The following is a 24,650-nucleotide window of genomic DNA, read 5'->3' on the forward strand; positions in this document are numbered from 1 at the left end:
CAGCAAGCTCCTACCTACCGCCTTTCGCCTGTCTGCCGCCTTTGCGGCCGGCATTGACCGGGAGGTTCTCTTGCCTTAGTTTGGATCCATGGATCCAAACTCTATCGAAGCGATTCTGCGCGACGAGATTGAACAGGGGCGGCTGGCCCCTGGCACGCCGCTGAAGCAGGAAGACCTCGCTGCCCGCTTCAAGGTGAGCCGCCAGCCTGTCCGCCGCGTGCTGGAGCGCCTGCTGGTCGCCGGGTTTCTCACACGCCGGTCAGACCGCACCGTCGTTGTCGCCGAATGGAGCGCCAGGCAAGCGCTTGAGCTGATCGGCGTTCGGGTGGCGCTCGAAACCCATGCCCTGCGCCTGTCCCTGCCCCGGCTGGACGAGCGCACACTCCGCAAGGCCCGCCGCATCTGCGAGGCGCTGCTGGACGAGGACGACCCGGCCGAGATTGAGGAGCTGGACATTCAGTTCCACCGCCTTCTTTACAGCGGCTGCGCTAATGACCGCCTGCTGGCGATGATCGAGGATCTGCGCCGCGAAGGCCGCCGCATCTATGCCATGCAGCCCAGGGGAAGCATGACGCGCACCACTCTCTACAAGGAGCATCAGGCCCTTCTGTCGGCCTGCATGAACAAGGACATCGACAGGGCCGTCGACGCCCTCTCGGCCCACCTGTCAGACACCCCGCCCCTCATCCAGCAACCGGAAGGAGACCCCGCATGAGCAGCTTCAGCGCCGAAGTGGCATGGGAGCGCGGCGACGCCCGCTTTACGGACAACCGCTATAGCCGCGCCCATCGCTGGAGCTTCGATGGCGGCCACGTCGTCCCCGCCTCCTCCTCGCCCCACGTGGTGCCGCTGCCCTACTCGGTCGCGGAGAACGTGGACCCCGAGGAAGCCTTCGTCGCCGCGCTTTCCAGCTGCCACATGCTGTTCTTCCTGTCGCTTGCGGCCAAGAAGGGCCTCATCGTCGACAGCTACACGGACAAGGCCGAAGGCGTGATGGAGACCATCGGCGGCAAGACGCAGGTCACCCACGTCACCCTCAACCCGCGCGTCGCCTACGCGGGCCAGGCGCCCAATCGGGACACCGAAGCCGACCTCCACCACCGCTCCCACGAGCTGTGCTTCCTCGCCAACTCGGTGAAGACCGAGATCGAGGTGAATTTCTAGATTTCTTGTTTTGCAGGAGGGGCTCGCCCCTCCTGCACCTCCCTTGCGTTTATCGGGCCGCGCCCTTTCCCCACGCACGGCCCATTAAGATCACCCCCAAGAAAAGGGCCGCACCCGCCATAACGGACACGGCCCTTAAAACGAATGGGGGTGTGGGGGTTAAGACCCCCACGAACTAACCTTTACCTAAAACCCCGGGCCGTCTCACGGATCAGGTCCAGCGCGGCGTTTACGTGGCGGGTTTCGGTGTTGGTCTGGCCCACCTGAAAGCGGATGACGTAGCGGCCGCCCAGGCGGGTTTGGGTGAAGTAGGCCTTGCCCGTATCATTGAGCGCGGTGAGCAGCCGCTCGTTGTGGGCGTCCAGTTCCTCTTCGGGCAGCCCTTCGGGTCGGTGACGGAAGGTGAAGAGGGCCAGCTTCAGCGGCGAGGTGATCTCGAAGCCCGGCTCCGCCGCCAGCGTATCGTGGGCGTGCTTGGCCAGTTCGATGTGGCGGCGGAGGAGCGTTTGCAGCCCTGAAAGGCCGTAGGAGCGCAGCACGAACCACAGCTTGAGCGCGCGGAAGCGGCGGCCCAGCGGCACGCTCCAGTTGCTGTAGTCGGTGACGCCGTTCGCGCCGTGGGTGCGGAGGTATTCCGGCACCAGCGAGAGGGTCCGCATCAGCGCTTCAGGGTCGCGCACATAGTGGGCCGAGCAGTCGAAGTTGGTGAGCAGCCACTTGTGCGGGTTGAAGACGAAGCTGTCCGCCAGTTCCAGCCCGTCCGCCATCCAGCGCCATTCCGGCAGGATGAGGGCCGAGCCCGCCCAGGCGGCGTCCACGTGCACGAAGGCCCCGTGGGAGCGGGCGATCTGCGAGACCGCCCACACGTCGTCCATGCCGCCGGTGCCGGTGCCGCCGATGCAGGCAACGACGCAGGCGGGCGTGATGCCCGCCGCCACGTCTCGGCGAATGGCCGCTTCCAGCGCATCGAGCCGCACGGCGCGGTTTTCGTCCACGGGGATCTTGCGGACCATATCGGCGCCGAAGCCCGCTACCCGCGCGCCTTTCTCCACCGATGAGTGGGCGTCCTCGCTGCAATAGACCGCCAGCCGCTGGCCGGTGCTGGAGAGCCCTTCCTTGTTGGCGGCATCGCCGGTCGCTCTCTCCCGCGCCATCAGCAGGGCCGAGAGCGTCGCCTCCGACGCGCTGGCTTGAATGGAGCCACGGAAGTCCTGCGGCAGGTCGAGCGCGCGGGCCAGCCACTCCATCATCCGCCCTTCCATTTCGGTGGCGGCGGGGGAGGTCTGCCACAGCATGCACTGGGCGGCCAGCGTCGAGGTCAGCATTTCCGCCAGCACGGAGGGCGGGCTGGCGTTGGCCGGGAAGTAGGCGAAGAAGCTGGGGTGCTGCCAGTGGGTCATGCCCGGCAGCACGATATCCGTGAAGTCCTTGAAGATCGCTTCGAACGGCTCGCCCTGCTCAGGTGGCGCTTCGGGCAGTTGGGCGGCAATGCTGCCCGGCGCAACGCTGGCCCGCACCGGGTATTCTTCCACGCCCGCCATATAGTCCGCCATCCAGTCCACCAGCGCGTGGGCGTGGCGGCGAAACGTCTCGGTATCCAACACTCATCTCCATAAACGACAAGGCCCGACGCAGGAGCATCGGGCCTTGTCTAGGATATTCCGGGACGACGGCAACCGCTTACTCGGCAGCGGTCACGCCCTTCTCATCCAGAAGCTGCGCCAGCTCGCCGGACTCGAACATTTCCATCATGATGTCCGAGCCGCCGATAAACTCGCCCTTCACGTAGAGCTGGGGAATGGTCGGCCAGTTGGAGAACTGCTTGATGCCCTCGCGCAGCTCCGGGTTTTCCAGCACGTTGTAGCTGGCGTAGGAGACGTCCAGACGCTCCAGAATCGCCACGGCGCGCGACGAGAAGCCGCACTGCGGGAAGTCCGGCGTGCCCTTCATGAAAAGCACCACGTCGTAGGTATCAACCGCCTGACGGATGCTGTCGAAAACGTTTTCGCTCATATGTTCTACTCCAAGCTCAGGCCGCCGGTGCCTTGGTGGTCAGCGCCAGCGCGTGCAACTCGCCGCCCATCCGGCCCTGCAACGCCTGATAAACCAATTGATGCTGCCGCACCCGCGGCAGCCCTGCGAAGGCGGACGACACCACGGTCGCCGCATAGTGGTCGCCGTCGCCCGCCAGGTCATCGATGGTGACCTCGGCGTCCGGCAGGGCCTCCTTGATGAGGCGCGCGATGTCGTCAGCTGCCATTGGCATGGTACGATACTCTACCTTGTCCGCATCCGCCCCGTTTTGCCGAGGCCGGTGCTCAAATGCTCTCGAAGAACTGACGGCGGGCTTCCGCCATCTTCTCTTCCATCACGCGACGCACCTGGTGCTCCGAAATCTCGATGCCACGGGCGGTCAGGTCGCCGTAAATCTTGCGGAACACGTCATCGTCGCCCGCTTCCTCGAAATCGGCATGGATCACCGACTTGGCGTAGGTTTCCGCCTCTTCCGGCGTCAGCTTCAAAAGCTCGGCCGCCCACAAACCCAGGAGCTTGTTGCGCCGGGCTGCCACCTTGAACTGCAGCTCCGCATCCCGCGCGAACTTATCCTCGAACGCCTTCTCCCGGTTGTCGAACGTGGTCATGGCCTCTTTCTCTTGGAACTGATCGATCTCATTCCCTACATAGAGAGCCGCCTGGGCCATATCAACATCCAGCCAGGCTGGAGTGCGCGAATCGCTGCCTGATAACGGGATGACAATCTTCAATTGTTCCCCAGGACCCTTTGGAGTATGGAGGACCCGACTCGCTGGGGCGGCCCTCGCGGCTTGGCCCTGATCTGCCGAAGGGACATATCAGGAACCGAGCGTTACAAGCGTATCAGGCCCGTCAGCATAGACACTTCCGACTCAGTGGACCCAATTATGTCTCGCCGTCGCCAAATTTACGAAGGCAAGGCCAAGATCCTTTACGAAGGACCCGAGCCTGGCACTCTCATCCAGTATTTCAAGGATGACGCGACCGCCTTCAACGCGCAGAAGAAGGGCACGATCTCCGGCAAGGGCGTGCTCAACAACCGCATCTCGGAGCATGTGTTCACGCTCCTCGGCAACATGGGCATTCCGACCCATTTCATCCGCCGCCTGAACATGCGCGAGCAGCTGGTGCGGCAGGTGGAAATCGTGCCGATCGAGGTGGTTGTCCGCAACGTGGTGGCGGGCTCGCTGGCCAAGCGGCTGGGCCTGGAAGAAGGCATGCCGCTGCCGCGCACCATCATCGAATATTATTACAAGAACGATGCCCTCGGCGATCCGATGATCACCGACGAGCACATCGCCGCCTTCGGCTGGGCGACCCAGGAAGAGATGCATGACATCGCGGACCTCGCGATCCGCATCAACGATTTCCTGTCGGGCCTGTTCGCCGGCATCGGCATCAAGCTCGTCGATTTCAAGCTGGAGTTCGGCCGCCTGTGGGAAGGCGACTACAGCCGCATCCTGCTGGCGGACGAGATCAGCCCCGACGGCTGCCGCCTGTGGGACGCCGCCACCGGCGAGAAGCTCGACAAGGACCGCTTCCGCCGCGACCTCGGCGGTGAAGTGGAAGCCTATCAGGAAGTCGCGCGCCGCCTCGGCCTGCTGCCGGAAGGTTCGGTCTCGACGGTTCTTGATCTGGAACAGCACCGCAAGGCACGCGAGGAAGGACGGGGATGAAAGCCAAGGTTTACGTGACGCTGAAGAACGGGGTGCTCGACCCCCAGGGCAAGGCCATTGAGGGTGCGCTCCATGGCCTGGGCTTCAGCGGTGTTGAGGACGTGCGTCAGGGCAAGTTCATCGAACTGGAAGTGGCCGAGACCGACGAGGCCAAGGCCAAGGCCCAGATCGATGAGATGTGCCGCAAGCTGCTGGCCAACACCGTCATCGAGAACTACCGGATCGAACTGGCCTGAGAGCCGGTCAGGACGCCGCCCGCCCCGCCGGGCGGCCGATCCGCTTTCGGGCCAGCCCCGAGTGCAACACCCAGAACTAGGGTCCCAAAACTAGGGTCAAGGTTATGAAATCCGCCGTTATCGTCTTTCCGGGTTCCAACTGCGACCGCGACATGGCCGCTGCCCTGCACAAGATCAGCGGCAACGCGCCCGCCATGGTCTGGCACGGCGACAGCACCCTGCCCGAGGGTCTGGATCTGATCGCCCTGCCCGGCGGCTTCTCCTACGGCGACTACCTGCGCTCCGGCGCGATGGCCGCCCAGTCGCCGATCATGCGCGAGGTGGTCAAGGCCGCCGAGCGCGGCGTCAAGGTGCTGGGCGTGTGCAATGGCTTCCAGATCGTCACTGAAGCCGGGCTGCTGCCGGGCGCTCTGATGCGGAACGCCGGCCTCAAGTTCATCTGCCGCGACGTGGCGCTGAAAGTGGAAAGCGCCGATACCGCCTACACCAGCCACTACCAGCCTGGTCAGGAAGTGGTGTTCCCGGTCGCCCACCACGACGGCAACTACTTCGCCGACGATGAGACGCTGGCCCGCCTCGAAGGCGAGGGCCGGGTGGTGTTCCGCTATGTTGAAAACCCCAACGGCTCGCGCAACGACATCGCCGGCATCATCAACGAAAAGGGCAACGTCATCGGCATGATGCCCCACCCGGAACGGCTCATCGAGCCGGAACAGGGCGGCACCGACGGCCGCGCCCTCTTCGAGAGCGTGATCGCCTCGCTGAAGTAAGGCTTGCGCTTCGCTGGTTACACGAAAGGCCGGAGGGTTTGCCCCCGGCCTTTTCGTTTTGGAGTGAATCAATCGAGGCTCGCCTGAATGGCCTGAAAGTCGAGCGCGGCGGCTGCGGCGCGGAGCCTCGGCTCCAGCCTCGGATGGCCATGGCCGCCCTCGGCCGGGCTGGAGATGGCGACCAGCTGAACCGCTCCCTTCGGTGCGCCCTTGTCGAAATAGTCCAGGTTGGGGCGGACATAGAAGCTGGCGTCCGCGGCGCTGCAGTCCCCGAAGACCTGCCGCAGCCGGGCGCTGACGCAGGCGGGTTCGGCGCGCTCCAGCGGGCTGAGCGCCGCCAGCGCCGCTGTCTGCTCGTCGAGCGTCGCCTGCATCTTCGGGTGCGGCGTGCCGCCGATCTCGGCAATGGTGGCGCGCGTCTCGTCGATGAGCTTCTGGAGATATTCGCCCTTCGTCACGTTGACGAACGGCTCGCGGCCGGGCTTGGTCACCACCACCACGTCGCGCACGCCCACGCGGTAGACCGGGAAGCCCTGAACCGATCCGGTCTTGAGCGGCAAGTACTGGATGTCCCGGACAGGGTCGCTGCCCGCCGCATTGGCGTAAAAGGCCATCAGGTCGTTGATGAAGATCCGGAAGGTCGGGCCCTCGAGCCTCCCCATATAGGCTCCGGCGGCGTCCGGCTTGGCCCCGTGCTCCAGATCGATCTCCTGCGGCAGGATAATGGCTTCGGCGCGGGCCGGGTGGCTGGCGGGGAAGCCCTCGGGCAGGGTGTCGATGCGCGCGCTGCGCCGGATGCTGAAGCCGCGCGGATCGGTGAGCGCCGGCGTTGCGAGCACGCGCGCCACGAGGGCGTCGATCTTGCTCGTCAGCGTCTTGCGCGCGGCGACGGGCAGCGCAGGGTCCGTCACCTGCACCGAGAGCGGCGTAATCCGCCCTTTCGCGGCCGCCGAAGCGGCGCTCTGCACGGCAACCGCCGAGTGCGGTAGCACCGCGCCGACAGCGCAGGCGATACCGACCGCCACGGCGGCCGTGGAACGTAGACATGAGGGCATCGGGGCGCCTTTCATCATCTTTATGTCATACGAGGAATGTTTGCCATTTGCCTTGCCCCGAGCAGGCTGTCCAGCGAAACCAGCGTTGCCGCACGGCGGCCGAAGACCACAGGCCGTTTCCCGGCCAATGCGCCACGGCGGCCCTCGCTTGAGAGATCTCCCGTTATCCGTTATGTTACATGTAACGGAGGTTCCATGGCCCAGCCTCATCCGAACGACACCCGACGCCGCGTGAGCGATTACCGCGCACGGCTGCGCGCCCAAGGATTAAAGCCCATTCAGATCTGGGTTCCGGATGTGCGCTCGCGCGCCTTTCTGGAGCAGGCCCATCTGCAAAGCCTTGCCGTTTCCCGCTCCCCTTCGGCGGAGGAGGACCAGGCGTTCGTCGATGCCGTCGCGGACTGGAACGATGAATGAAGCGCGGCGCGATCGTCACGGTTGCCGCCGGCGGCTATGCCGGAAAGCCACGGCCCGCCGTCATCCTCCAGAGCGACGCCTTTGACGGCACGGATTCGGTGACGGTCTGCCTGCTGACAACCACCGCCGTCGACGCCCCGCTCATCCGGCTTCCCATCGAGCCGAGCCCTTCCAACGGCCTGCAACAGCCGTCCTGGCTCATGGTCGACAAGATCGTGACCGTGCGCCGCAGCCAAGTCGATCAGCGCATCGGCGAGCTGGCCGCGCAGGACATGGTCCGCCTCAACCGCGCGGTCCTCGTCTTCCTCGGGTTGGCGGGGTAACCGCCGGATCGCAAGGGGGCGAAGCCACTGGCTGTGCAACCCCTTGCATCAAGGCCCGAAGGGCTGGCTTCCCGGCGTTACCCCACCGCTGCCGTGACGATAACCTCCACCAGATACTCCGGCGCGGCGAGCTTGCCCTCGATGGTGGCGCGGGCGGGCGCGTGGCCGGGGGCGACCCAGGCGTCCCACACCTTGTTCATCTCAGGAAAGGTCGAGATGTCGGCGAGGATGATCTGGGCGGAGAGGATGCGGGTCTTGTCGCTGCCCGCGAGCGCCAACAGGCGATCGACCTCGGCCAGCGCGCTGGCGGTCTGCTCGGCGACGCTTGCGCCGGTCTCGCCCACCTGCCCCGCCAGATAGACGGTGCCGTTGTGGATGACCGCCTGGCTCATGCGGGCTCCGGTTTCGAGGCGGGTGATGGTGGTGGACATGGCTGATCCTTTGCTGTGTGGAACGAACTGGATCAAGGCCATGGCCGGTTCCGGCCCGATAATCAAGGGCGGCAAAAGGAGGCGGCCGGGCGGGGCGGGGCATGAGTGGCGCGCATCGTCACAGAACGCCACAGAACGGCCATCGCAGGCTGGCGTTCTGTTCCCCAAGCCGCTATGAGCGTGCCCAATTGTCCCGCGCTTTTTGGATTGAGAGACTGAATGTCCGTGTCCTCCCCAGCCATTACGCCCGAAGTCGTCGCCGAACACGGCCTCACCAACGAGGAATACGAGGTCATCCTCAAGAGCCTCGGCCGGGAGCCGAACCTCACCGAACTCGGCATCTTCTCCGTCATGTGGTCGGAGCACTGCTCCTACAAGTCGAGCCGCGTGCACCTGAAGAAGCTGCCGACCAAGGCCCCGTGGGTCATCCAGGGCCCGGGCGAGAACGCGGGCGTCATCGACATCGGCGACGGCTGGGCCGCCATCTTCAAGATGGAGAGCCACAACCACCCGTCCTACATCGAGCCCTACCAGGGCGCGGCGACGGGCGTCGGCGGCATCCTGCGCGACGTGTTCACCATGGGCGCGCGCCCCATCGCCAACATGAACGCCCTGCGCTTCGGTGAGCCGACGCACCCGAAGATGCGCCACCTCATCTCGGGCGTGGTCTCCGGCATCGGCGGCTACGGCAACTGCGTCGGCGTGCCGACGGTCGGCGGCGAGGTGAACTTCCACGCCTCCTACAACGGCAACATCCTCGTCAACGCCATGACGGTGGGCATCGCCCGCACGGACAAGATCTTCTACTCGGCCGCCGCAGGGCTGGGGAATCCGGTGGTCTACGTCGGCTCCAAGACCGGCCGCGACGGCATCCACGGCGCGACCATGGCGTCCGCCGAGTTCACCGAGGATTCGGAGGAGAAGCGCCCCACCGTGCAGGTGGGCGACCCCTTCACCGAGAAGCTGCTGATCGAAGCCTGCCTCGAGCTGATGGCGTCGGACGCGATCGTCGCCATTCAGGACATGGGCGCGGCGGGCCTCACCTCCTCGTCGGTCGAGATGGCGTCCAAGGGCGGCGTCGGCCTCGAGCTGGACCTCGACAAGGTGCCGTGCCGCGAAGAGGGTATGGTGCCCTATGAGATGATGCTCTCCGAATCCCAGGAGCGCATGCTGATGATCCTGAAGCCCGGCCGCGAGGCCGAGGCGGAGAAGATCTTCCACAAGTGGGGGCTGGATTTCGCCGTCATCGGCACCATCACCGACACCGAGCGGCTGGTGCTGAAGTTCAAGGGCGAAGTGGCGGCGGACATTCCGCTGGGTCCGCTCGGCGACAACGCCCCGGCCTACGAGCGCCCGTATGTGCCGACGCCGAAGCCTGCCGAGCTGTCCGCCGAGGCGGTGCCCGCGCCCAACGATTACGGCGCGGCGCTGCTCAAGCTCGTCGGCTCGCCGGACATGGCCTCGCGCCGCTGGATCTGGGAACAGTATGATCACATGGTCATGGCCAACACCATCCAGCGCCCCGGCGGCGACGCGGCGGTCGTGCGCGTGCAGGACGGCACCCAGAGCAAGAAGGCGCTCGCCATCTCCACCGACTGCACCCCGCGCTACTGCTTCGCGGACCCGGTCGAGGGCGGCAAGCAGGCCGTGGCCGAGGTATGGCGCAACATCACCGCCGTCGGCGCCAAGCCGCTGGCGATCACCGACTGCATGAACTTCGGCAACCCGCAGCGCCCCGAGATCATGGGCCAGTTCGTCGGCTGCATCGAGGGCATGGCGGACGCCTGCAACGCGCTCGACTTCCCGGTCGTCTCCGGCAACGTGTCGCTCTACAACGAGACCAACGGCTCCGGCATCCTGCCGACCCCGGCCATCGGCGGCGTCGGCCTCTTGGAAAACTACGAGACCATGGCGACCGTCGCCTTCAAGGCGGCGGGCGAGACCATCGTGGTGCTGGGCGAAACCAAAGGCCACCTCGGCCAGTCGCTTTATCTGCGGGAAATCCTTGGCCGCGAGGAAGGCGCGCCGCCGCCGGTTGACCTGAGCCTTGAGCGCAAGACCGGCGACTTCGTGCGCGAGCAGATCCGCGCCGGGGCGCTGACCGCCGTGCACGACTGCTCGGACGGCGGCATCATCGCTGCCGTGGTCGAGATGGCCCTGGCGGGCAAAATCGGCGCGGAACTGGCCATCCCGGCCGAAGTCACCGCGCCCCACGCCTGGCTGTTCGGCGAGGATCAGGGCCGCTACGTCGTCACCACCCGGAATGTGGAAGCCCTGCTGGCCGCAGCTTCGGCGGCGGGCGTCGCCGCCACCGTCATCGGCGAGACCGACGGCGACCACGTGACCGCCCGCGACCTGTTCAGCGTCGCCATCGCCGACCTGCGGCAGGCCCACGAAGAGTGGCTGCCGTCGCTGATGGCGTAAGCGCAGGCTGGTTTGTTTTGCAGGAGGGTCTTGGACCCTCCTGCACCTCCCATTTTTTCTATCGGGCCACGCCCCTCATCACGCGCACGGCCCAATTTCCCAACCAAAAGAAAAACGACCCCTCCCCGGTATGCGCCGGAAACACGGCCCGACAAACGGAAAGGGAGTGCAGAGGGTCCAATACCCTCTGCAAAACAAGAAGACCCGCCCCCTCCCCGCCTCGCATGCCCCGTGAAGGCCCGTAAAGGCCCCTTACAGCGCGATTCCGAGTCTGCCTGCTACCACCCTAGCCGACATAGGCAAAAACCTCTCAGTGAGCGTTTAAACCACACTAGCGGCGATTTCGCTTTATGTTAAGCGCGCGCATGTTGTCATGGCGCACCAAAGCCCCGCGAAGCGATCCTTCCCTCCCTGCGTTTCTCCGCCTGTTGCAGTGTAGTGAGGAGGCTGCCTCGTGAAGACGCTTTACGAAACCAGGGCCACGGCGACCGGCGGGCGGGAAGGCCACACCGAAACGGAAGACGGCAGGGTGGCATTCGACCTCTCCATCCCCGAGGGGCTGGGCGGCAAGGGCGGCTCCGGCGCCAACCCGGAGCAGCTGTTCGCGGCGGGCTATGCCGCCTGCTTCCTGAGCGCGGTAAAGGCCGCCGCCCCCAAGCACAACGTGGAGGTGCCCGAAGACGCCAAGGTGACGGCGACGGTTGGCATCGGGCGACGGGATGACGGCGTGGGCTACGGCCTTGCCGTGCGCCTCACCGTCGAGATGCCGGGCATCGAGCCGGAACAGGCCGAGGCGGTGGTGCGGGCGGCCCACGAGGTGTGCCCCTACTCCCACGCCATCAAGGGCAATGTGGAAGTAGATCTGGGCGTCATCTGAGACGCTGCGTCTCAAAGGAAACCACGCCCGATGGGGGGCTGGTTTGACCGCCCGCCCCTTCCATTGCACCCTGCTCGAAACCTGCTCCATGGGGAAGGAGAGCCATGCCGCAATCCCGCGACATTAACCGCCGCATCGTTCTGGCCGCGCGGCCCAAGGGCGCGCCGACACCGGAGAATTTCCGGCTGGAGGAAGCGCCCGTGCCGCAACCCGGCAACGGGCAGGTGCTGCTGCGGACGCTGTACCTCTCACTCGACCCCTACATGCGTGGGCGGATGGACGAAGGCCCGTCCTACGCCGAGCCGGTTTCGCTGGGCGGGGTGATGGTGGGCGGCACGGTAAGCCGGGTGGAGGCTTCCAACCATCCCGGCTTTGCGCCGGGCGATCTGGTGCTCTCCTACTGCGGCTGGCAGGACTACGGCATCTCGGACGGCCGGGAACTTATCAAGCTCGACCCTTCCATGGAGAACCCCTCCCATGCGCTTGGCGTGCTCGGCATGCCGGGCATGACCGCCTACTTCGGCCTCCTCGATATCGGCCAGCCCAAGGCGGGCGAGACGGTCGCCGTCGCCGCCGCCACGGGCGCGGTGGGGTCCGTCGTCGGGCAGATCGCCAAGCTCAAGGGCTGCCACGTCGTCGGCATCGCGGGCGGGGCGGAGAAATGCCGTTATGCCGTCGAGGAGCTGGGGTTCGATGCCTGTGTCGATCACCGCAGCGACGACCTGAAACACAGACTGGCCGAAGCCTGCCCGGATGGTATCGATGTCTACTTCGAGAACGTGGGCGGCAAGGTGTTCGAGGCGGTGCTGCCGCGCCTCAATCCCGGCGGGCGCGTGCCGCTGTGCGGGCTCATCGCCCAGTACAACATGACCCAGCTGCCGCCGGGGCCGGATCGCATGCCCCAACTGCTCACCACCATCCTCATTCGCCGCCTCAAGGTACAGGGCTTCATCGTGACGCTGGACTACGGCCACCGCGCCGCCGAGTTCAATGCGGACATGACCCAATGGGTCAAGGACGGCCGCATTCGCTACAAGGAAGACGTGACGGACGGGCTGGAGAATGCGCCCGCCGCCTTCATGGGGCTGCTGGAGGGGCAGAACTTCGGCAAGCTGGTGGTAAAGGTGGGGGACTGAGCCCCTACCGCCTCCCGTACCGCCCCTGCCGGATCAGAAGCTGCGGCCGTCCACGGCATGAGCCGGGATCGCCCGCGGGTCCACGCCCTCAAGGCAATTGACATTGATGGCGACGATCTCCGTGCCATCCGGCATCTTGCCGTAGGCGAAGCTCTCCACCCCGCAGGTGGCGCAGAACAGGTGCTGGATCGCCTTTTTGTTGAAGCGGTACTCGGTCAGGTTCTCCTGCCCGGATTTCAGCTCGAACTTCTCGCGCGGCGTGAAGGTGAGCACGAACCCCATGCGCTGGCACCGCGAGCAGTTGCAGGTGACGGCCTGATCGAGGCTCGCCTCCACCTCATAGGCGACCGCGCCACACTGGCATCCGCCGTGATATCGTTGCATTTGCATACTGCTCCCTTTGGCATGCTGTTCCCGATACGCCGGGAAATGTCGGAAAGGCATCCTAGAGCCTTTTCGGCCTGCTTGCAGCAGGCCACGGCCCTAAATTCCTTACTGGCCGCGCTTTCCTAACATCCTGCTCGAAAGCTGCGCCAGCCAATAGCGAGGCGGCTGGCTCGGAGAATCGGCCTGTGCCATACAACGGACAGCGTAGTTCTCTTGACTTAAAAGGGGATGCAGCAATGCTCCGCGCCCAACGGGCGGGGTTCGCCCTCGCCGTCCTTTCCGTCTGCGTGTCCGCCGCGCCTGCGCTCGCCGCCGGATGCCGCTTCGAGACGCTGATGCCCGCCTTCGAGCAGTTCCTGCAAAGCCAAGGCGATGCGCCGCCAGAAGCGCAGGGCAAGGCCTTCGCCCGGCAGTTCGCCGCCAGATTTCCTGCATTTTACGGCGCGCCCACCTTCGGCGGGCCGGAGAAGATTGCCGCCAAGGCAGCTCGCTTCCTTGATCCCAAGGCCCGGCGCACCTTCGCGGGCTTCCCGCCGTTCAGCATGGAGAAGATGCTGGAGCGCGGCCGGACCATCGATGCGGCCTTCGCCAGCGCGCAGGCCAGTTTTCTCGCGGAGTTTCCCGATTTTCGCTGCGACACTTTCGTGGCGCTCGGCCCCTCGCTGTTCCACTTCGATGGCCACGTCTACGAGGGGAAGGACGGGCGCGCCCGGCTGCTGTTCGGCACCGACCTCATCTCCATGATCCACACCGGGCGGACGCTGCCCGCCTTCTTCCACCATGAATTATTTCACATCTACCAGAGCGAGGCGCTGGGCGATGCGGAGCCGTCGGAGAACGACTCTCCCATCTGGTGGTCGCTGTGGAAGGAAGGGCTCGCAACCTACGTGAGCCACCGGATGAACCCCGGCCTCTCGCTGCAGGAAACCCTATGGTTTCCGGCGGATCTGGCCGATGCGGGAGAGCGGCACCGCATGGCGATCGCCGCCCGCCTTCTGGCCGATTTCAACGAAGGGGAGGATAAGGCGGCCCTTTACTTCCAAAGCGGAACGGCGCCGGAAGGCCTGCCGCCCCGCAGCGGCTATTACATGGGCTATCTGCTGGCGAAGGAAGTGGGCGATGGCCGCCCGCTGGCGGAACTGGCCCGGATGCAGCCTGAAGAGGTACGCCGCGCGGCAGAGAGCTTCCTGCGCCGGATGGCGAGCGGCGGAGAGATGGGTGACCGCTGACCGCGGTCAGGCGATCCGCACCCGATAGAGGGTGATGCCCTCATCCAGATCGGCCGCGCTTTCGAGTGTCCAGCCTTTCTCGGCACAGAAGGCCGGCACGTCGCGGCGCGCGGCCGGATCGGTCGCCAGCAATTCAAGGCAGGCGCCGGGGCCTGCGCCCTCCGCCTCCCGGCGCAGGCGCAGCACCGGCAGCGGGCAGCGCAGCCCACGCGCATCGATACGGCGCACGTCTTCCATGTTTCCGCCTTCCGATCCTTGCGCCCGCCACGGGGCCAAGGCCTCTCCCCTAGCACGAAACCGCCTGCCGAAAATACACCGGAGAAACTCCCGCCCATGCCGCGCGCATCGATGCGGCGCACAGCCACTTTGCCGCGCCCGACGGGCAGGGTTTTCGCGGGTTTTTCTGCACGCAACAGGTCGCTGAGACGTTCTGACAAAAGGGCCGATCCGGCCCGGTGAACGGTTTTGTAAATATACCGGCTCAGGCTTGTTGAGGCTCTGGCACGAGTGAGAATCCGCCGCTATGGTAATGATCTTGCTGCTTTAGATTTTTGCCAGCGTCTCTTTATTCTTCGCGGGGAGTTTGTTTTATGAAGCGTGTTATCGTCCAGATTGACGGTGGCCATCTGCGTGCCCAAGCCCGCCGGGATGGCGTTGACTATACAGTTGACCTTATTGAAGATTTTGCCCACGCCGTGCTCGAGAAGCAGGAAGAGCTGGTCCGCGTCTTCTACTACGACTGCCGCCCCTTCCAGGGCGAAGCGCAGCTTCCGGTTTCAGGCGACACCTATCACTTCAAGTCGGGTGGCGGCTGGCTCGATGAACTGGCCAGCCGGGACTATCTGTGCGTCCGCACCGGCATGCTGAAGTTCCGGGGCTGGAAGCCGAAGATGCTGCCCATGCCCACCGGCGGCCTGACCGACCAGCACTTCCGCCCGGACTTCGAGCAGAAGGGCATCGACCTGCAGCTGGGCCTTGACCTGACCCAGGTTATCGACAGGCAGGCAGCCGACCGCGTGGTGCTGGTGGCCGCTGACACCGACCTCATCCCGGCCATGGCGCGGGCCCGGAACTCAAGCGTGCAGCTCATCGGCATCGATTTCCCGAACGCGCCGCTGCATGGCGAAATCCTCGCCCACTTCGATGTGATGCGCGAGGTGGAGTGGCCGAAGCCCGACCCGCGGGACTGAACGGCAACCGCTTGAGGGCAGCAATGCAGAGGGGCAAAGCCACTGGCTGAGCGTCCCTCTGCACTAAAAGCCTTCCCGTGCCCCCTTAGTGCCCCGTGAACACGGCCTCGCGTTTTTCCTGAAAGCTGGCGATGCCTTCGGCAAAGTCGGCGGTGGCGGCGAGGCGGCGGGCCACATCGCCAAACTCGGCAACGCAGGCGGCCTCGCCCGATTGCACATAGGTAAGCGCGTTGGCGCGAATGGCCGCCACCGCCAGCGGGGCCTGCGCCGCGATGGCCTCCGCAATGGCGATGGCCCGGTTCAACTCGAACCCTGGCGGCACGATTTCCTGCACCAGGCCGATGCGCTGGGCCTCATCAGCCCCGAACTCCTCGCCCGTGAGCAGCCAGCGCATGGCGTTGCCCCAGCCGCCCCGCTGGATGAAGCGGTAGGTCGCCCCGCCCACCGGCATGAGGCCGCGGCTCGGCTCCAGCATCGCAAGGCGCGCATCCGTGGCCGCGACGACGACATCCGCCGCCAGCGCCAGCTCCAGCCCGGCGGTGAAGGTGACGCCTTTCACCGCCGCGATCAGCGGCTTCTGCCGCCACGGTGGCCGGCGCGCGAAGATATCCGGCTGGCCTTCATCGCTCATGAACACATCGCCGGCAGCAAAGGCCTCCCGAAAGCGGGGCAGGTCCAGCCCGGCGCAGAAGTCCGTGCCGTGCCCGTAGAGAACGCCGACGCGCAGGTCCGGCTCGTCTTCCAGCCGCTGGTAGCTTTTCGCCAGCGCGGCCAGCATCTCCGGCGTCAGCCCGTTGCGCTTGCTCGGGCGGTTGATGCCAATGAGCAGGATGTGGCCGAAGGTTTCAACCGTCACCGATCCGGCGCTTGCCTCGTGTGTCATGGCGTGGTTCCTCCCCTTTTTCCGGACCCGGGACCTTTCCAGTCCTTATCCTCGGTCCTGTTCCGTTACCGGCTACGCCAAGCTTACCTCCAACCCTGGTGCGGCACGAGCCGCGTAAACCTTTTCTTCACCACATCAGGGGATGGTAGGGCCAAGGAGATTTTCGCCGGTCATGACCAGCGCCACCCAACTGCCCATGCAATCCCTGTCCGCCCCGCAGCTCTCGCCCGAGGGCCGCGCCGCCCTTGCCTGGTCGGACATGCGCCAGGATATGCTGCGCCAGCTCTGGCAGGCGGTGCTGGGCGAGGCCGACGCCAACCTCAGCCCGGCCCAGAACGCTGCCGCCTCGGCCCAGATGCTGGGCATCGACCCTGCCATTCTGCTGGCCCTGCAAGGCGAGAACGCCGGCGACGCGGCCGTGGCTCAGGCTGCCGGCCTTGCGCCCTTCGCCATGGGGGGCACTGGCCTGCGCGCCTCCGGCACGGACCCGAATGCGCCCCTGGCGCTGGAAGGCAACGCCATCTACCAACCCTATCTGGAAAGCGCCTCGGCCCGCACCGGCCTTCCCGCCGCCATGCTGGCGAGCATCGTCGACGCCGAAGCCGCCTCCCACAACGGCGTGTGGGATCCGGGCAGCCGCAACCCCCGCTCCTCGGCGGCGGGGCTGACCCAGTTCCTCGCCTCCACCTGGGAGAGCGAGACCGAGCGGCCGGGCACATTTCTCAACGGCGTCGCCAGGGAGCGCGGCTGGCTGGACCAGAACGGGCGGGTTTTGCCCGCGGCTCGGGAGGACCTTCTGGCGCTGCGCTTCGATCCCCGCTCCTCCATCGAGGCGGCGGCGGACTATGCCCGCGCCAACCTCAGTGCGCTTGAAAATCAGGGGCTGGTGCACGATGGCCTGCCGCCGGAGGAGCTGGCGAAGCGGGCCTATCTCGCCCACCATCTGGGCGTGGGCGATGCCGCCCGCTTCCTGACCACCGGGCTGGACCCCTCGCGCGCGCGCGTGCTCCTGGCCTCGCAGATTGGCGGCAATGCCGCCGCCCACCGCATCCAGGCGGCAGGCGATGCAACCGCCGCGCACCGGCAGTGGCTGACCGCCTATGTGGATCGCAAGATCCGCCTTGAGGATCATCAGCGCCGCACCATCACGGTGTAGCGCGCAAGCAGGCCGAACGCGGCGCAGCGGGCGCGGGAGAGTTCGTCCCTGCCCGCCCGGGGTCAGCGCACTTCCCCCAGCTTCAGGCCATACCTTCGGTAGAGATAAGCGAAGAACAGCGTGCGGAAGACCCGCCGCTTGCCGCGCCGCCCCCGTACGATGAACCAGCCTTCCGGGTGCTGATAGATTTCCGGCAGGATCTCCTGCGATTCCTCCATCAGCAGGTCCTTGTCATGGCTGGTGAAGCCCTGCGCTTCCGATGGTCGCGCGTTGAACCAGACCAGCAGGGGCAGCGCCAGCAGAACCGCCAGCAGCAGGCCCGCCCAGAGCGTTGGTCCCCATTCCTGCCCGGCCGGGAGAGCTGGAATCGCTCCGGCCGCCGTCGCATGACGAGTCGTTGCAGCAGCGGCTGGCTGCGGGGCCACCGCCTCGGTTTTCGCCGCCTGGGCAAGATAGCGGTCGGCGCGAATGCCCCAAACCGGCACGATAGGGCCATCCTGCGGGTTCATCGGCTGAACGGTGCCATCGCCGCCCCCTACCCGGATGCTGCCCTGGGAGGCAACGGTGAGCGCGTAGGTCGGCCGTTCGGCGCACTTGGCCTTGAGCGTCTGGCTTTGCGCGTCGACGCGGAAAATCTGATAGTCACGCAGCGGCGCGCAGGCGAAGCCCGCCTGACGGATTGCCTGCTCGATGAGCGGCGCGATCACATCGGAGGATGGGTTCTTCTGCGTAAGCGCACCGTAGAGATTGGGAGCCTGCCGGGATGCGGCGGCGGCTGGCGCGTCACCGGGCGTGGCTGCGAAACCGGCGCTGACCGGCGCGGCGGTCGCGATCACGGCCAATACCAGAAGAGTCCGGCGCAATGGTCCGTCCATGCCCCCTCTTGCCCCGTTACATTTGCCCGGTATTCATCCTAACCGATTTGGGCGGGGGCGTCAGCGTGAAATCTGCCGGGCTCCCCACCGGGGGCCCGCCGCTTCGCTTTTTAAAGGGAAGTAACTGAATTGTTTTGTTTCGCAGGCGGGGCCAAGTCCCCCTTGGTCTTTTGCTTGCTTGCCTCCGCAATCGGGAGGGAGCCTGAGGCTCCTCAATGAAGCCCCCGCGAGCGGGACGCGGCGCGGGCCGGGCGGCCCTGCGGCTTGCGGGCGGGCAGGCTCGCCGCGCGGTCCCGCCCGCTGCCCGGAGAGGGTTGGCCATCGGTCAGGCGCTTCAGGTCTGGCGTCTGGTCGAGAATACGGACCGCCACCAGATGCACTGCCGACCCTGATGACCCGCGACCGCCCGGCCTTGCCTCCAGCCGCTGTACCCGCCCTTCGATCCGCACCAAGCGCCCTTCCATGACGGCGGCGCGGTACTTCTCGAACACGCTAGGCCAGAACATGATGCTGGCGGTGCCGGTCTCGTCTTCCAGGGTCAGGAACACCACACCGCCGGCGTTCTCGGGCCGCTGGTGCGCCAGCACCACGCCGATGACGCTGGCGCGCACGCCATCAACCGCCGTCTGGAGCGAGGCGCAGGTGCGGATGCCAAGGCCTGCATAGCGGGGCCGCAGCAGTTCCATGGGATGCGCCTTCAGCGACTGGCCCAGCGCGTGGGAGTCCACCACCGTCTCTTCCGCGAGCGCCATGTCCGGCAAGGACATGGTGGGCTCGGGCACCACCTCGCCCACATGCTCGAACAGCGGCAGCGGCTTGGCCTTGGGCACGGAGCGCACAGCCACATGGGCCTGCCGCCGGTCATGCCCCAGCGAGCGGAAGGCATCGGCGGCGGCCAGCTTCTCCAGCGCATCGACCGGCAGGCCGGAGCGGCGGCGCAGCTCCTCAACGGTGCGGAACAGCCCTTCGCGGCGAGCCTCCACCAACGCCTGTCCGGCGTTCTGGCTGAGCCCGTCGATCATCCGCAGGCCGAGTCGCACCGCATAACGGCCCTCACCCGCCGCCTCCAGCGTGCAATCCCAATGGGAGCGGTTGATGTCCGGCTCGCGCACCTCGACGCCGTGCTCGCGCGCATCGCGCACGATCTGGGCCGGCGCATGGAAGCCAAGCGGTTGGGCGTTGAGCAGCGCGGCGCAGAATACATCCGGGTAATGGCGCTTCAGCCAGGCCGAGGCATAGGCCAGCAGCGCGAAGCTCGTCGCATGGCTTTCAGGAAAGCCATATTCGCCAAAGCCCTTGATCTGCTCAAAGCAGCGTTTGGCAAAGCCTGGGTCATAGCCGCGCGCTGTCATGCGCTGGGTCATCATCCCTTCGTAGGCCTGAAGGCCCCGGCGGCGGGAAGCGGCCATGGCCCGGCGAAGCCCGTCAGCCTCCGTCGGCGTGAACCGGGCCGCCACGATGGCGATATGCAAGGCCTGTTCCTGGAACAGGGGGACGCCGAGGGTCTTGGCAAGGATGGGTTCCAGCTCGCCCGCCGGGCCGTGCTCCGGCGCGGGCGCGGGGCAGGACACCGCCTCCAGCCCGTCGCGGCGGCGCAGGTAAGGCTGCACCATGTCGCCCTGCACCGGGCCGGGGCGCACGATCGCCATTTGAATGGCCAGGTCCCGGAAACTGCACGGCTTGAGGCGCGGCAGCATGGTCGCCTGCGCCCGGCTTTCCAGCTGGAAGACGCCAACCGAATCGCCGTTGCACAGCATGTCGTAGACCGCAGCCTCCTCCCTCGGGAGGGTGCCGAGCGTGAGCGCGCGGCCGTGATGCTTGCCCACCAGATCAAACGCCTTGTGAAGCGCGGTGAGCATCCCCAGCGCCAGCACGTCCACCTTGAGGAGGCCAAGGACGCTGATGTCGTCCTTGTCCCACTCGATGAAGGTGCGCTCCGCCATGGCCGCATTGCCGATGGGCACGGTCTCGTCCAGCGCCCCGCGCGTCAGCACGAAGCCGCCCACATGCTGCGCGAGGTGGCGTGGGAAGCCGATGAGCGCGTTGGCCAGATGCAGCGCCCGCATCAGCTTGGCGTCCAGAACCTGAATGCCGGCCGCGCGCAGGCGCTTCTCGTCGATCTCGCCACCCCGGTCACTGCCCTGCCCCGCGCCCCAGATGGCGCCCGCCAGCGTGGCGGTAACGTCCTCGCTCAGCCCCATGGCCTTGCCCACGTCCCAGAATCGCCGAGCGCGGACGGTAGGAAATGACCGTCGCCGCCAAGCCCGCCCGGTGGCGGCCATAGCGGTTGTAGATGTACTGGATGACTTCCTCGCGCCGCTCGTGCTCGAGGTCGATGTCGATATCGGGCAGCTCCTGCCGCTCTTCGCTGAGGAAGGGCTCAAACAGCAGGTCCGATTCGGCCGGGTTGACCGCCGTGATGCCAAGGCAGAAGCACACCACCGAATTGGCAGCCGCGCCGCGTCCCTGGCACAGAATGTTCTGCCCCCGCGCGTAGGCGGCAATATCATGGACCGTCAGGAAATAAGGCGCGCAGTCCATGCGGGCGATGAGCGCCAGCTCGCGCTGCGCCGCCTCCCGCACCGCATCGGGCAGGCCGCCCGGATACCGCTGCGCCGCACCCTGCCATACCAGCGACTCCAAGTGCTGCTGCGCGGTCAGCCCGGCGGGCACCGCTTCCTCCGGATACTCATGGCGCAGTTCATCAAGGCTGAACCGACAGGCGCTGACGATCCTGAGGGTGTTGTCCAGCGCCGCCTCATGCCCCGCGAACAGCTCGGCCATCACTTCAGGCGGCTTCAGATGCCGCTCCTTGTGCGCGGCGAGCGCCGCACCCGCCGCGCTCAGCGTCGTCTTCTCGCGAATGCAGGCGAGCACGTCCTGAAGCGGGCGGCGGTCCGCGTCGTGATAGAGCACGTCGTTGGTGGCGACCAGCGGCAGGCCGAGCCCGTCGCCGATAGCCTGCAGGCGGCCGAGCCAGCGCCGGTCGTCCCCCCGGTAGAGGTGCTGGGCGGCAAGGTAAACTTGCGTGGCCGGGCGGAGCATTTGCTTCATCAGCAGCAATTGCTTGATGAAGTCGGCGATGGTGGAGCGGTCCCGCCGCTCGGGCGGAATGATGACGATGACCTGGCCCTCGCTGCGCGCCGCCACGTCGGCCAGCGTCAGGTGGCATTCCCCCTTGGGGGCGCGGCGCTTGCCCAGCGTCAGCAACTGCGACAGCCGGCCATAGGCGGCGCGGTCCGTCGGGTAGACCAGCAGCGAGGGCGCGTCCGCCAGATCGACCCGGCAGCCGATCACCAGCCGCACCCCACGCTTCTTCGCTTCCATATGAGCGCGCACGATGCCGGCCAGGGTGTTGCGGTCGGTGATGGCGAGCGCCTCAAGGCCCAGCGCTTGCGCGCGCTCCACCAGTTCCTCCGCATGGCTCGCGCCTCGCAGGAAGGAGAAGTTGGTCGTCACCTGAAGTTCGGCGTAGCGGCTCATAAGCACCTGCTGGGCAAGAGTGGGCTTGTTCTGCGCGCGTTTCTTTGTTCTCTATTTGTTCCACTTTATCACAAGCCTTTCCGCGAACAAAGCGCCATCCTGCGCCTCATCGCGCCCCAGCCTCCATCAAGCGACGGACGCGGCGAAGATCCCGTGGTTTTCAGGGAAATCCGGGGGATGCGGCCGCTGCCAATGCACCCCCTCTTAAAAGCCAAAGGCCGGCAAACAGGAACCATGCAGGGGGCAGGTTCTCGTGCCGGCAAGGCTGGGCCGGGGACTGACCCGGCAGATGTTCTTTAGCGGGTCAGCTCCCGGATGAGATCGGGAAGCAGGGCCGACCTGGCTTCATGATAGGTCTTGATAGACTGGCGCAGATCATCGAGCTGACGCGCCTGGAACTGCTGGAACATGGTTTGCAACTGGCTGACGGTATCTGGCAGCAGGCGGCATTCGCACACCCTGACATAGTACAGCCGGTCATTGATGTTGCCGACGGACCGGAAGATCTCGGAGTTGCGGGCTTGTTCCGCCACCAGGAGCGTGAACTCTCCCGTGGCGTTGGGGACCACCTCCTGGACCTGCGGATCGCCAGCCTGCCCCCCGTTGAGGGCCGATACCAATGCCGCGATGCGCGAGGAATCCGATGGCGTCGTCGATTTCTCCGCCTCGCTGAGCGCCAGGCCGAGATACCACTGGTTCATATCGTAAAGGTTGCGGATCTCCAGTTCAGATGGCTGGCGCGCGAAAAAGCCGAGGCCCGGCGCGCCATCAATCAGTCGTTCAACCACAAGCCGATTGAGGGCCTCACGAACCGGGGTGGTGCTCACTCCCAGTTCATCGGCCAGATCGGCCACCTTCAAATGCATCCCCGGCTGGTAATGATTCCGAAGAATCAAATCCTTGAGGCGCCGATAAGGCCCCTCCGCCGTACGATGTCCTGCGGAGCTGCGAGGCATGAACATTCCTGCCCTTTCCTTCTGTGCAAGACGCGGTTCTAACGCCCAGAAAATATTGGGAGCGTTCTCAAAGCTGCACACTTTGGCCCATTGGCAGGCTTCTTCTCTTTGAGCACAACCGCCACGAGGGTAAATAATATATTATAGTTTGAATTTAGGAGCCGATATTACCACTGTATGATTGTAATTTCACCTACCAGAGCTAAGGACTTGCGCCCCACCAAGCCGCTCAGTCCAGCAGGCCCAGCTGCTGTGCCCGCAGCACGGCAACCGTGCGGCTGTGCACCTCCAGCTTGGCCAGCAACTTCTTGATGTGGAAGTTCACCGTGTTCTCGCTGATGCCGAGAATGACGGCGATGTCCGCCGAGGATTTTCCCCGGGCGATCCACTGCAAACATTCCCGCTCACGCCGGGTAATCACCGGTGACGGCTCTGGCGCCGTTTCGATGGGCGCGAAGCGCATGTAGGCCAGGTGAAACTGCGCGGCCAGGGCGTTCAGATAGCCAAGGTTGCTGCCGGCATGCGGGTTGGGCCGGCTGGCGGCGAAGGACATGATGGCAACGCCGCCCTTGGGCCCGTAAAGCGGCACGCAGGCGCCATCCAGCAGGCCGAAGGATATGGCTTCCTTCAGCAGCGCCTGCTGCTCGGTGCTCAGGGCCATCACCTGCGGCATCTCGGCCCAGAAGAACGGCCGACCCGACACGTGGGCGAATTGGAACACCGGGTCGATTCGGTGGTAGCTGCGCGATCGGTAATGCTTCTCCCACGCCGCCGGAAAATTCAGCAGCATGGCCGGGGCTGCACTGGCATCGCGCCCCCAGCGGCCGCTGCCTTCCAGCGAGGCATAGGCAATGTAGTCATAGCCAATAGGCGTGGCCGCATCGATAAGACGATTGAAAAGCTCAAAAGGAGAAGCGGCCCGGTTCGAAAAATCAATGAACTCTGAGATGGTCATACCAAGGCTCCGGAACCTACGGCAGAGCAGCTTTGTCCTGGCGGCGCGCCCTGCCGTCTTGCGGGAGGGAAGAGCCGCAGCCAGACATCCCCGTCTTCCCGCGTCGGACGAGGGTTTCCGACGCAAGGTTCTGCAGGACCGGAAGCCCGGGATTGCCCGCCTGTCTTCCCTGTTCTGGCGCCCGAGGCGCCCCAATCAACTCGACTGATAATAGATTTAATTGAAAATACGGCTGTGCCTGGGGCCGCCTGAGTCCCCTGCCAGCCACCAACACCTCCATGCCCGCTCGGGCAGATGTACTGAAAACAGAACGCCTTCCTTGCCGTTCTCGGGGCCGTCCTCGGGCTCGATCGCACGGCCTGGCCCCGCCCGGCAGAAACGATTGCTCCTTCCTGCTCCGGCAGGGAATGAGCTGGTGGGCGGAGAGGATGCCCTTCTATGCCAGTCAGACCGCGCCATCCCGAAGGTCGCGCGGGCCTTGCCAGTCCATGTTCGCGCCGGGTCCCGCTGGCCACAGCCCGGATGCCTCCCCATTAACCTGCAGGCCTCGAGAGGCCCTTCTGCACGAAACTCTGACTTGGACAAACTTTAGAGCGACCCCGGGCCTCGCCCAACGCCAGGGCGAAACCTTTAGTCCAACCAGACTAGCACTTTGCCACCGCTCAAAAATCACCGCAACCGATAACGAGTGTGTATTGAATCTATAAAAGGTTGTGACGCGATTCTGCCACGCCCAAGCCGCAAGCGCCGGGGTCGCGGCAGGCGATCCCAGCCGTTGCGCTGGCGCGGGGTCAGCAGCGAGCCTGCGTAAAGGAAAGGTGCGTCGGAGTGCAGCAGGCGGGACGTCAGAAGACGAGGTCGAACAGGCCGAGGACGACCAGCAGGCCGATGATAAAGATGATCAGCACCGCCCATCCCAGAATACGCAGCATGGTCGTCCTCCTCCAAGCGTCCGGTTGGGCAATTGCCCAAGGTTCAACGGTCCATGGAAGC

General features: G+C 65.7%; 28 protein-coding genes. 13 read left to right on the plus strand and 15 right to left on the minus strand.

The window, feature by feature from the left end; translation table 11 throughout:
• Positions 1–88 precede the first annotated feature (88 nt).
• Together L0C21_RS12875 and L0C21_RS12880 are read left to right on the plus strand one after the other, a co-directional pair.
• The gene (locus L0C21_RS12875) at positions 89–715 is read left to right on the plus strand and encodes a GntR family transcriptional regulator (RefSeq protein ID WP_259278740.1); all 627 of its coding nucleotides are present in this window, start codon (positions 89–91) and stop codon (positions 713–715) included.
• On the plus strand, positions 712–1,164 hold the full coding sequence (locus L0C21_RS12880) for an OsmC family protein (protein WP_259278741.1): 453 nt from the start codon (positions 712–714) through the stop codon (positions 1,162–1,164). The genes L0C21_RS12875 and L0C21_RS12880 overlap by 4 nt, the downstream gene beginning before the upstream one ends.
• A 182-nt stretch (positions 1,165–1,346) precedes the next feature.
• Here the strand turns inward: L0C21_RS12880 and L0C21_RS12885 are convergent, their stop codons facing one another.
• The 4 genes from L0C21_RS12885 to L0C21_RS12900 all read right to left on the minus strand — a co-directional run bounded on the left by L0C21_RS12885 (position 1,347) and on the right by L0C21_RS12900 (position 3,806).
• Entirely contained in the window at positions 1,347–2,765 is a 1,419-nt protein-coding gene (locus L0C21_RS12885; protein WP_259278742.1) for a pyridoxal phosphate-dependent decarboxylase family protein, read from the minus strand.
• Positions 2,766–2,844: 79 nt separating this feature from the next.
• Positions 2,845–3,177 (minus strand): Grx4 family monothiol glutaredoxin, encoded by a 333-nt coding sequence (gene grxD / locus L0C21_RS12890; RefSeq protein WP_259278743.1) that lies wholly within the window; start codon positions 3,175–3,177, stop codon positions 2,845–2,847.
• Positions 3,178–3,193: 16 nt separating this feature from the next.
• Complete coding sequence (locus tag L0C21_RS12895; protein WP_259278744.1) at positions 3,194–3,430, minus strand: BolA family protein; 237 nt, start codon at positions 3,428–3,430, stop codon at positions 3,194–3,196.
• A gap of 52 nt (positions 3,431–3,482) precedes the next feature.
• On the minus strand, positions 3,483–3,806 hold the full coding sequence (locus L0C21_RS12900) for a DUF1476 domain-containing protein (RefSeq protein ID WP_259278745.1): 324 nt from the start codon (positions 3,804–3,806) through the stop codon (positions 3,483–3,485).
• Between the two features lie 279 nt (positions 3,807–4,085).
• Between L0C21_RS12900 and purC the strand changes: the two genes are divergently transcribed.
• The 3 genes from purC to purQ all read left to right on the plus strand — a co-directional run bounded on the left by purC (position 4,086) and on the right by purQ (position 5,880).
• A complete protein-coding gene (gene purC / locus L0C21_RS12905; protein ID WP_259278746.1) occupies positions 4,086–4,874 on the plus strand; it encodes a phosphoribosylaminoimidazolesuccinocarboxamide synthase in 789 nt (262 codons plus the stop codon).
• Positions 4,871–5,110: a phosphoribosylformylglycinamidine synthase subunit PurS gene (purS, locus tag L0C21_RS12910; RefSeq protein ID WP_259278747.1), complete on the plus strand. Its 240-nt coding sequence runs from the start codon at positions 4,871–4,873 to the stop codon at positions 5,108–5,110. Before purC ends, purS begins: the two co-directional genes overlap by 4 nt.
• Positions 5,111–5,214: 104 nt before the next feature.
• On the plus strand, positions 5,215–5,880 hold the full coding sequence (gene purQ / locus L0C21_RS12915; RefSeq protein ID WP_259278748.1) for a phosphoribosylformylglycinamidine synthase subunit PurQ: 666 nt from the start codon (positions 5,215–5,217) through the stop codon (positions 5,878–5,880).
• 68 nt (positions 5,881–5,948) lie between these two features.
• On the opposite strand, the gene L0C21_RS12920 is transcribed toward purQ, so the two are convergent.
• Positions 5,949–6,935 carry a hypothetical protein gene (locus L0C21_RS12920; protein WP_259278749.1) on the minus strand — a complete coding sequence of 329 codons (987 nt, stop codon included), beginning with the start codon at positions 6,933–6,935 and terminating at the stop codon, positions 5,949–5,951.
• A gap of 195 nt (positions 6,936–7,130) precedes the next feature.
• On the opposite strand from L0C21_RS12920, the gene L0C21_RS12925 reads away from it, so the two are divergent.
• Both L0C21_RS12925 and L0C21_RS12930 read left to right on the plus strand, forming a co-directional pair.
• Entirely contained in the window at positions 7,131–7,352 is a 222-nt protein-coding gene (locus tag L0C21_RS12925; protein WP_259278750.1) for an antitoxin MazE family protein, read from the plus strand.
• Positions 7,349–7,675 carry a type II toxin-antitoxin system PemK/MazF family toxin gene (locus tag L0C21_RS12930; protein WP_259278751.1) on the plus strand — a complete coding sequence of 109 codons (327 nt, stop codon included), beginning with the start codon at positions 7,349–7,351 and terminating at the stop codon, positions 7,673–7,675. Before L0C21_RS12925 ends, L0C21_RS12930 begins: the two co-directional genes overlap by 4 nt.
• Positions 7,676–7,752: 77 nt before the next feature.
• On the opposite strand, the gene L0C21_RS12935 is transcribed toward L0C21_RS12930, so the two are convergent.
• The gene (locus L0C21_RS12935) at positions 7,753–8,106 is read right to left on the minus strand and encodes a RidA family protein (protein ID WP_259278752.1); all 354 of its coding nucleotides are present in this window, start codon (positions 8,104–8,106) and stop codon (positions 7,753–7,755) included.
• Positions 8,107–8,325: 219 nt separating this feature from the next.
• On the opposite strand from L0C21_RS12935, the gene purL reads away from it, so the two are divergent.
• The 3 genes from purL (at position 8,326) to curA (ending at position 12,543) form a co-directional block, all read left to right on the plus strand.
• Positions 8,326–10,530, plus strand: coding sequence for a phosphoribosylformylglycinamidine synthase subunit PurL (purL, locus tag L0C21_RS12940; protein ID WP_259278753.1), 2,205 nt, complete (start codon positions 8,326–8,328; stop codon positions 10,528–10,530).
• A gap of 454 nt (positions 10,531–10,984) precedes the next feature.
• Positions 10,985–11,407: an organic hydroperoxide resistance protein gene (locus tag L0C21_RS12945; protein ID WP_259278754.1), complete on the plus strand. Its 423-nt coding sequence runs from the start codon at positions 10,985–10,987 to the stop codon at positions 11,405–11,407.
• A gap of 104 nt (positions 11,408–11,511) precedes the next feature.
• Positions 11,512–12,543 carry an NADPH-dependent curcumin/dihydrocurcumin reductase gene (gene curA, locus L0C21_RS12950; protein ID WP_259278755.1) on the plus strand — a complete coding sequence of 344 codons (1,032 nt, stop codon included), beginning with the start codon at positions 11,512–11,514 and terminating at the stop codon, positions 12,541–12,543.
• 33 nt (positions 12,544–12,576) lie between these two features.
• Here the strand turns inward: curA and L0C21_RS12955 are convergent, their stop codons facing one another.
• Entirely contained in the window at positions 12,577–12,927 is a 351-nt protein-coding gene (locus L0C21_RS12955) for a GFA family protein (protein ID WP_259278756.1), read from the minus strand.
• A 239-nt stretch (positions 12,928–13,166) separates the two neighbouring features.
• Between L0C21_RS12955 and L0C21_RS12960 the strand changes: the two genes are divergently transcribed.
• Positions 13,167–14,159 (plus strand): hypothetical protein, encoded by a 993-nt coding sequence (locus L0C21_RS12960; RefSeq protein ID WP_259278757.1) that lies wholly within the window; start codon positions 13,167–13,169, stop codon positions 14,157–14,159.
• Between the two features lie 6 nt (positions 14,160–14,165).
• On the opposite strand, the gene L0C21_RS12965 is transcribed toward L0C21_RS12960, so the two are convergent.
• Entirely contained in the window at positions 14,166–14,396 is a 231-nt protein-coding gene (locus L0C21_RS12965) for a sulfurtransferase TusA family protein (RefSeq protein WP_259278758.1), read from the minus strand.
• Positions 14,397–14,749: 353 nt separating this feature from the next.
• Here L0C21_RS12965 and L0C21_RS12970 point away from each other — a divergent pair, with 353 nt between their 5' ends.
• Positions 14,750–15,349, plus strand: a complete 600-nt coding sequence (locus L0C21_RS12970; protein WP_259278759.1) for an NYN domain-containing protein — start codon at positions 14,750–14,752, stop codon at positions 15,347–15,349.
• 85 nt (positions 15,350–15,434) lie between these two features.
• On the opposite strand, the gene L0C21_RS12975 is transcribed toward L0C21_RS12970, so the two are convergent.
• A complete protein-coding gene (locus L0C21_RS12975) occupies positions 15,435–16,232 on the minus strand; it encodes a crotonase/enoyl-CoA hydratase family protein (protein ID WP_259278760.1) in 798 nt (265 codons plus the stop codon).
• A gap of 172 nt (positions 16,233–16,404) precedes the next feature.
• Between L0C21_RS12975 and L0C21_RS12980 the strand changes: the two genes are divergently transcribed.
• Positions 16,405–17,388: a peptidoglycan-binding protein gene (locus L0C21_RS12980; protein WP_259278761.1), complete on the plus strand. Its 984-nt coding sequence runs from the start codon at positions 16,405–16,407 to the stop codon at positions 17,386–17,388.
• A gap of 62 nt (positions 17,389–17,450) precedes the next feature.
• Here the strand turns inward: L0C21_RS12980 and L0C21_RS12985 are convergent, their stop codons facing one another.
• The 6 genes from L0C21_RS12985 to L0C21_RS17045 form a co-directional block, all read right to left on the minus strand.
• Entirely contained in the window at positions 17,451–18,263 is an 813-nt protein-coding gene (locus L0C21_RS12985; protein ID WP_259278762.1) for a hypothetical protein, read from the minus strand.
• A gap of 212 nt (positions 18,264–18,475) precedes the next feature.
• Entirely contained in the window at positions 18,476–20,464 is a 1,989-nt protein-coding gene (locus L0C21_RS12990; RefSeq protein WP_259278763.1) for a helix-hairpin-helix domain-containing protein, read from the minus strand.
• Positions 20,397–21,746 (minus strand): PHP domain-containing protein, encoded by a 1,350-nt coding sequence (locus tag L0C21_RS12995; protein ID WP_259278764.1) that lies wholly within the window; start codon positions 21,744–21,746, stop codon positions 20,397–20,399. Before L0C21_RS12995 ends, L0C21_RS12990 begins: the two co-directional genes overlap by 68 nt.
• Before the next feature lie 296 nt (positions 21,747–22,042).
• Positions 22,043–22,708 (minus strand): GntR family transcriptional regulator, encoded by a 666-nt coding sequence (locus tag L0C21_RS13000; protein ID WP_310593342.1) that lies wholly within the window; start codon positions 22,706–22,708, stop codon positions 22,043–22,045.
• Between the two features lie 223 nt (positions 22,709–22,931).
• Positions 22,932–23,657, minus strand: a complete 726-nt coding sequence (locus L0C21_RS13005) for a LuxR family transcriptional regulator (RefSeq protein WP_259276437.1) — start codon at positions 23,655–23,657, stop codon at positions 22,932–22,934.
• An 845-nt stretch (positions 23,658–24,502) separates the two neighbouring features.
• Entirely contained in the window at positions 24,503–24,589 is an 87-nt protein-coding gene (locus L0C21_RS17045) for a small membrane protein YohP (RefSeq protein WP_445557829.1), read from the minus strand.
• Between the last annotated feature and the right edge of the window lie 61 nt (positions 24,590–24,650).

The sequence above is a fragment of the Pedomonas mirosovicensis genome (assembly GCF_022569295.1).
GTDB lineage: Bacteria > Pseudomonadota > Alphaproteobacteria > Sphingomonadales > Sphingomonadaceae > Pedomonas > Pedomonas mirosovicensis.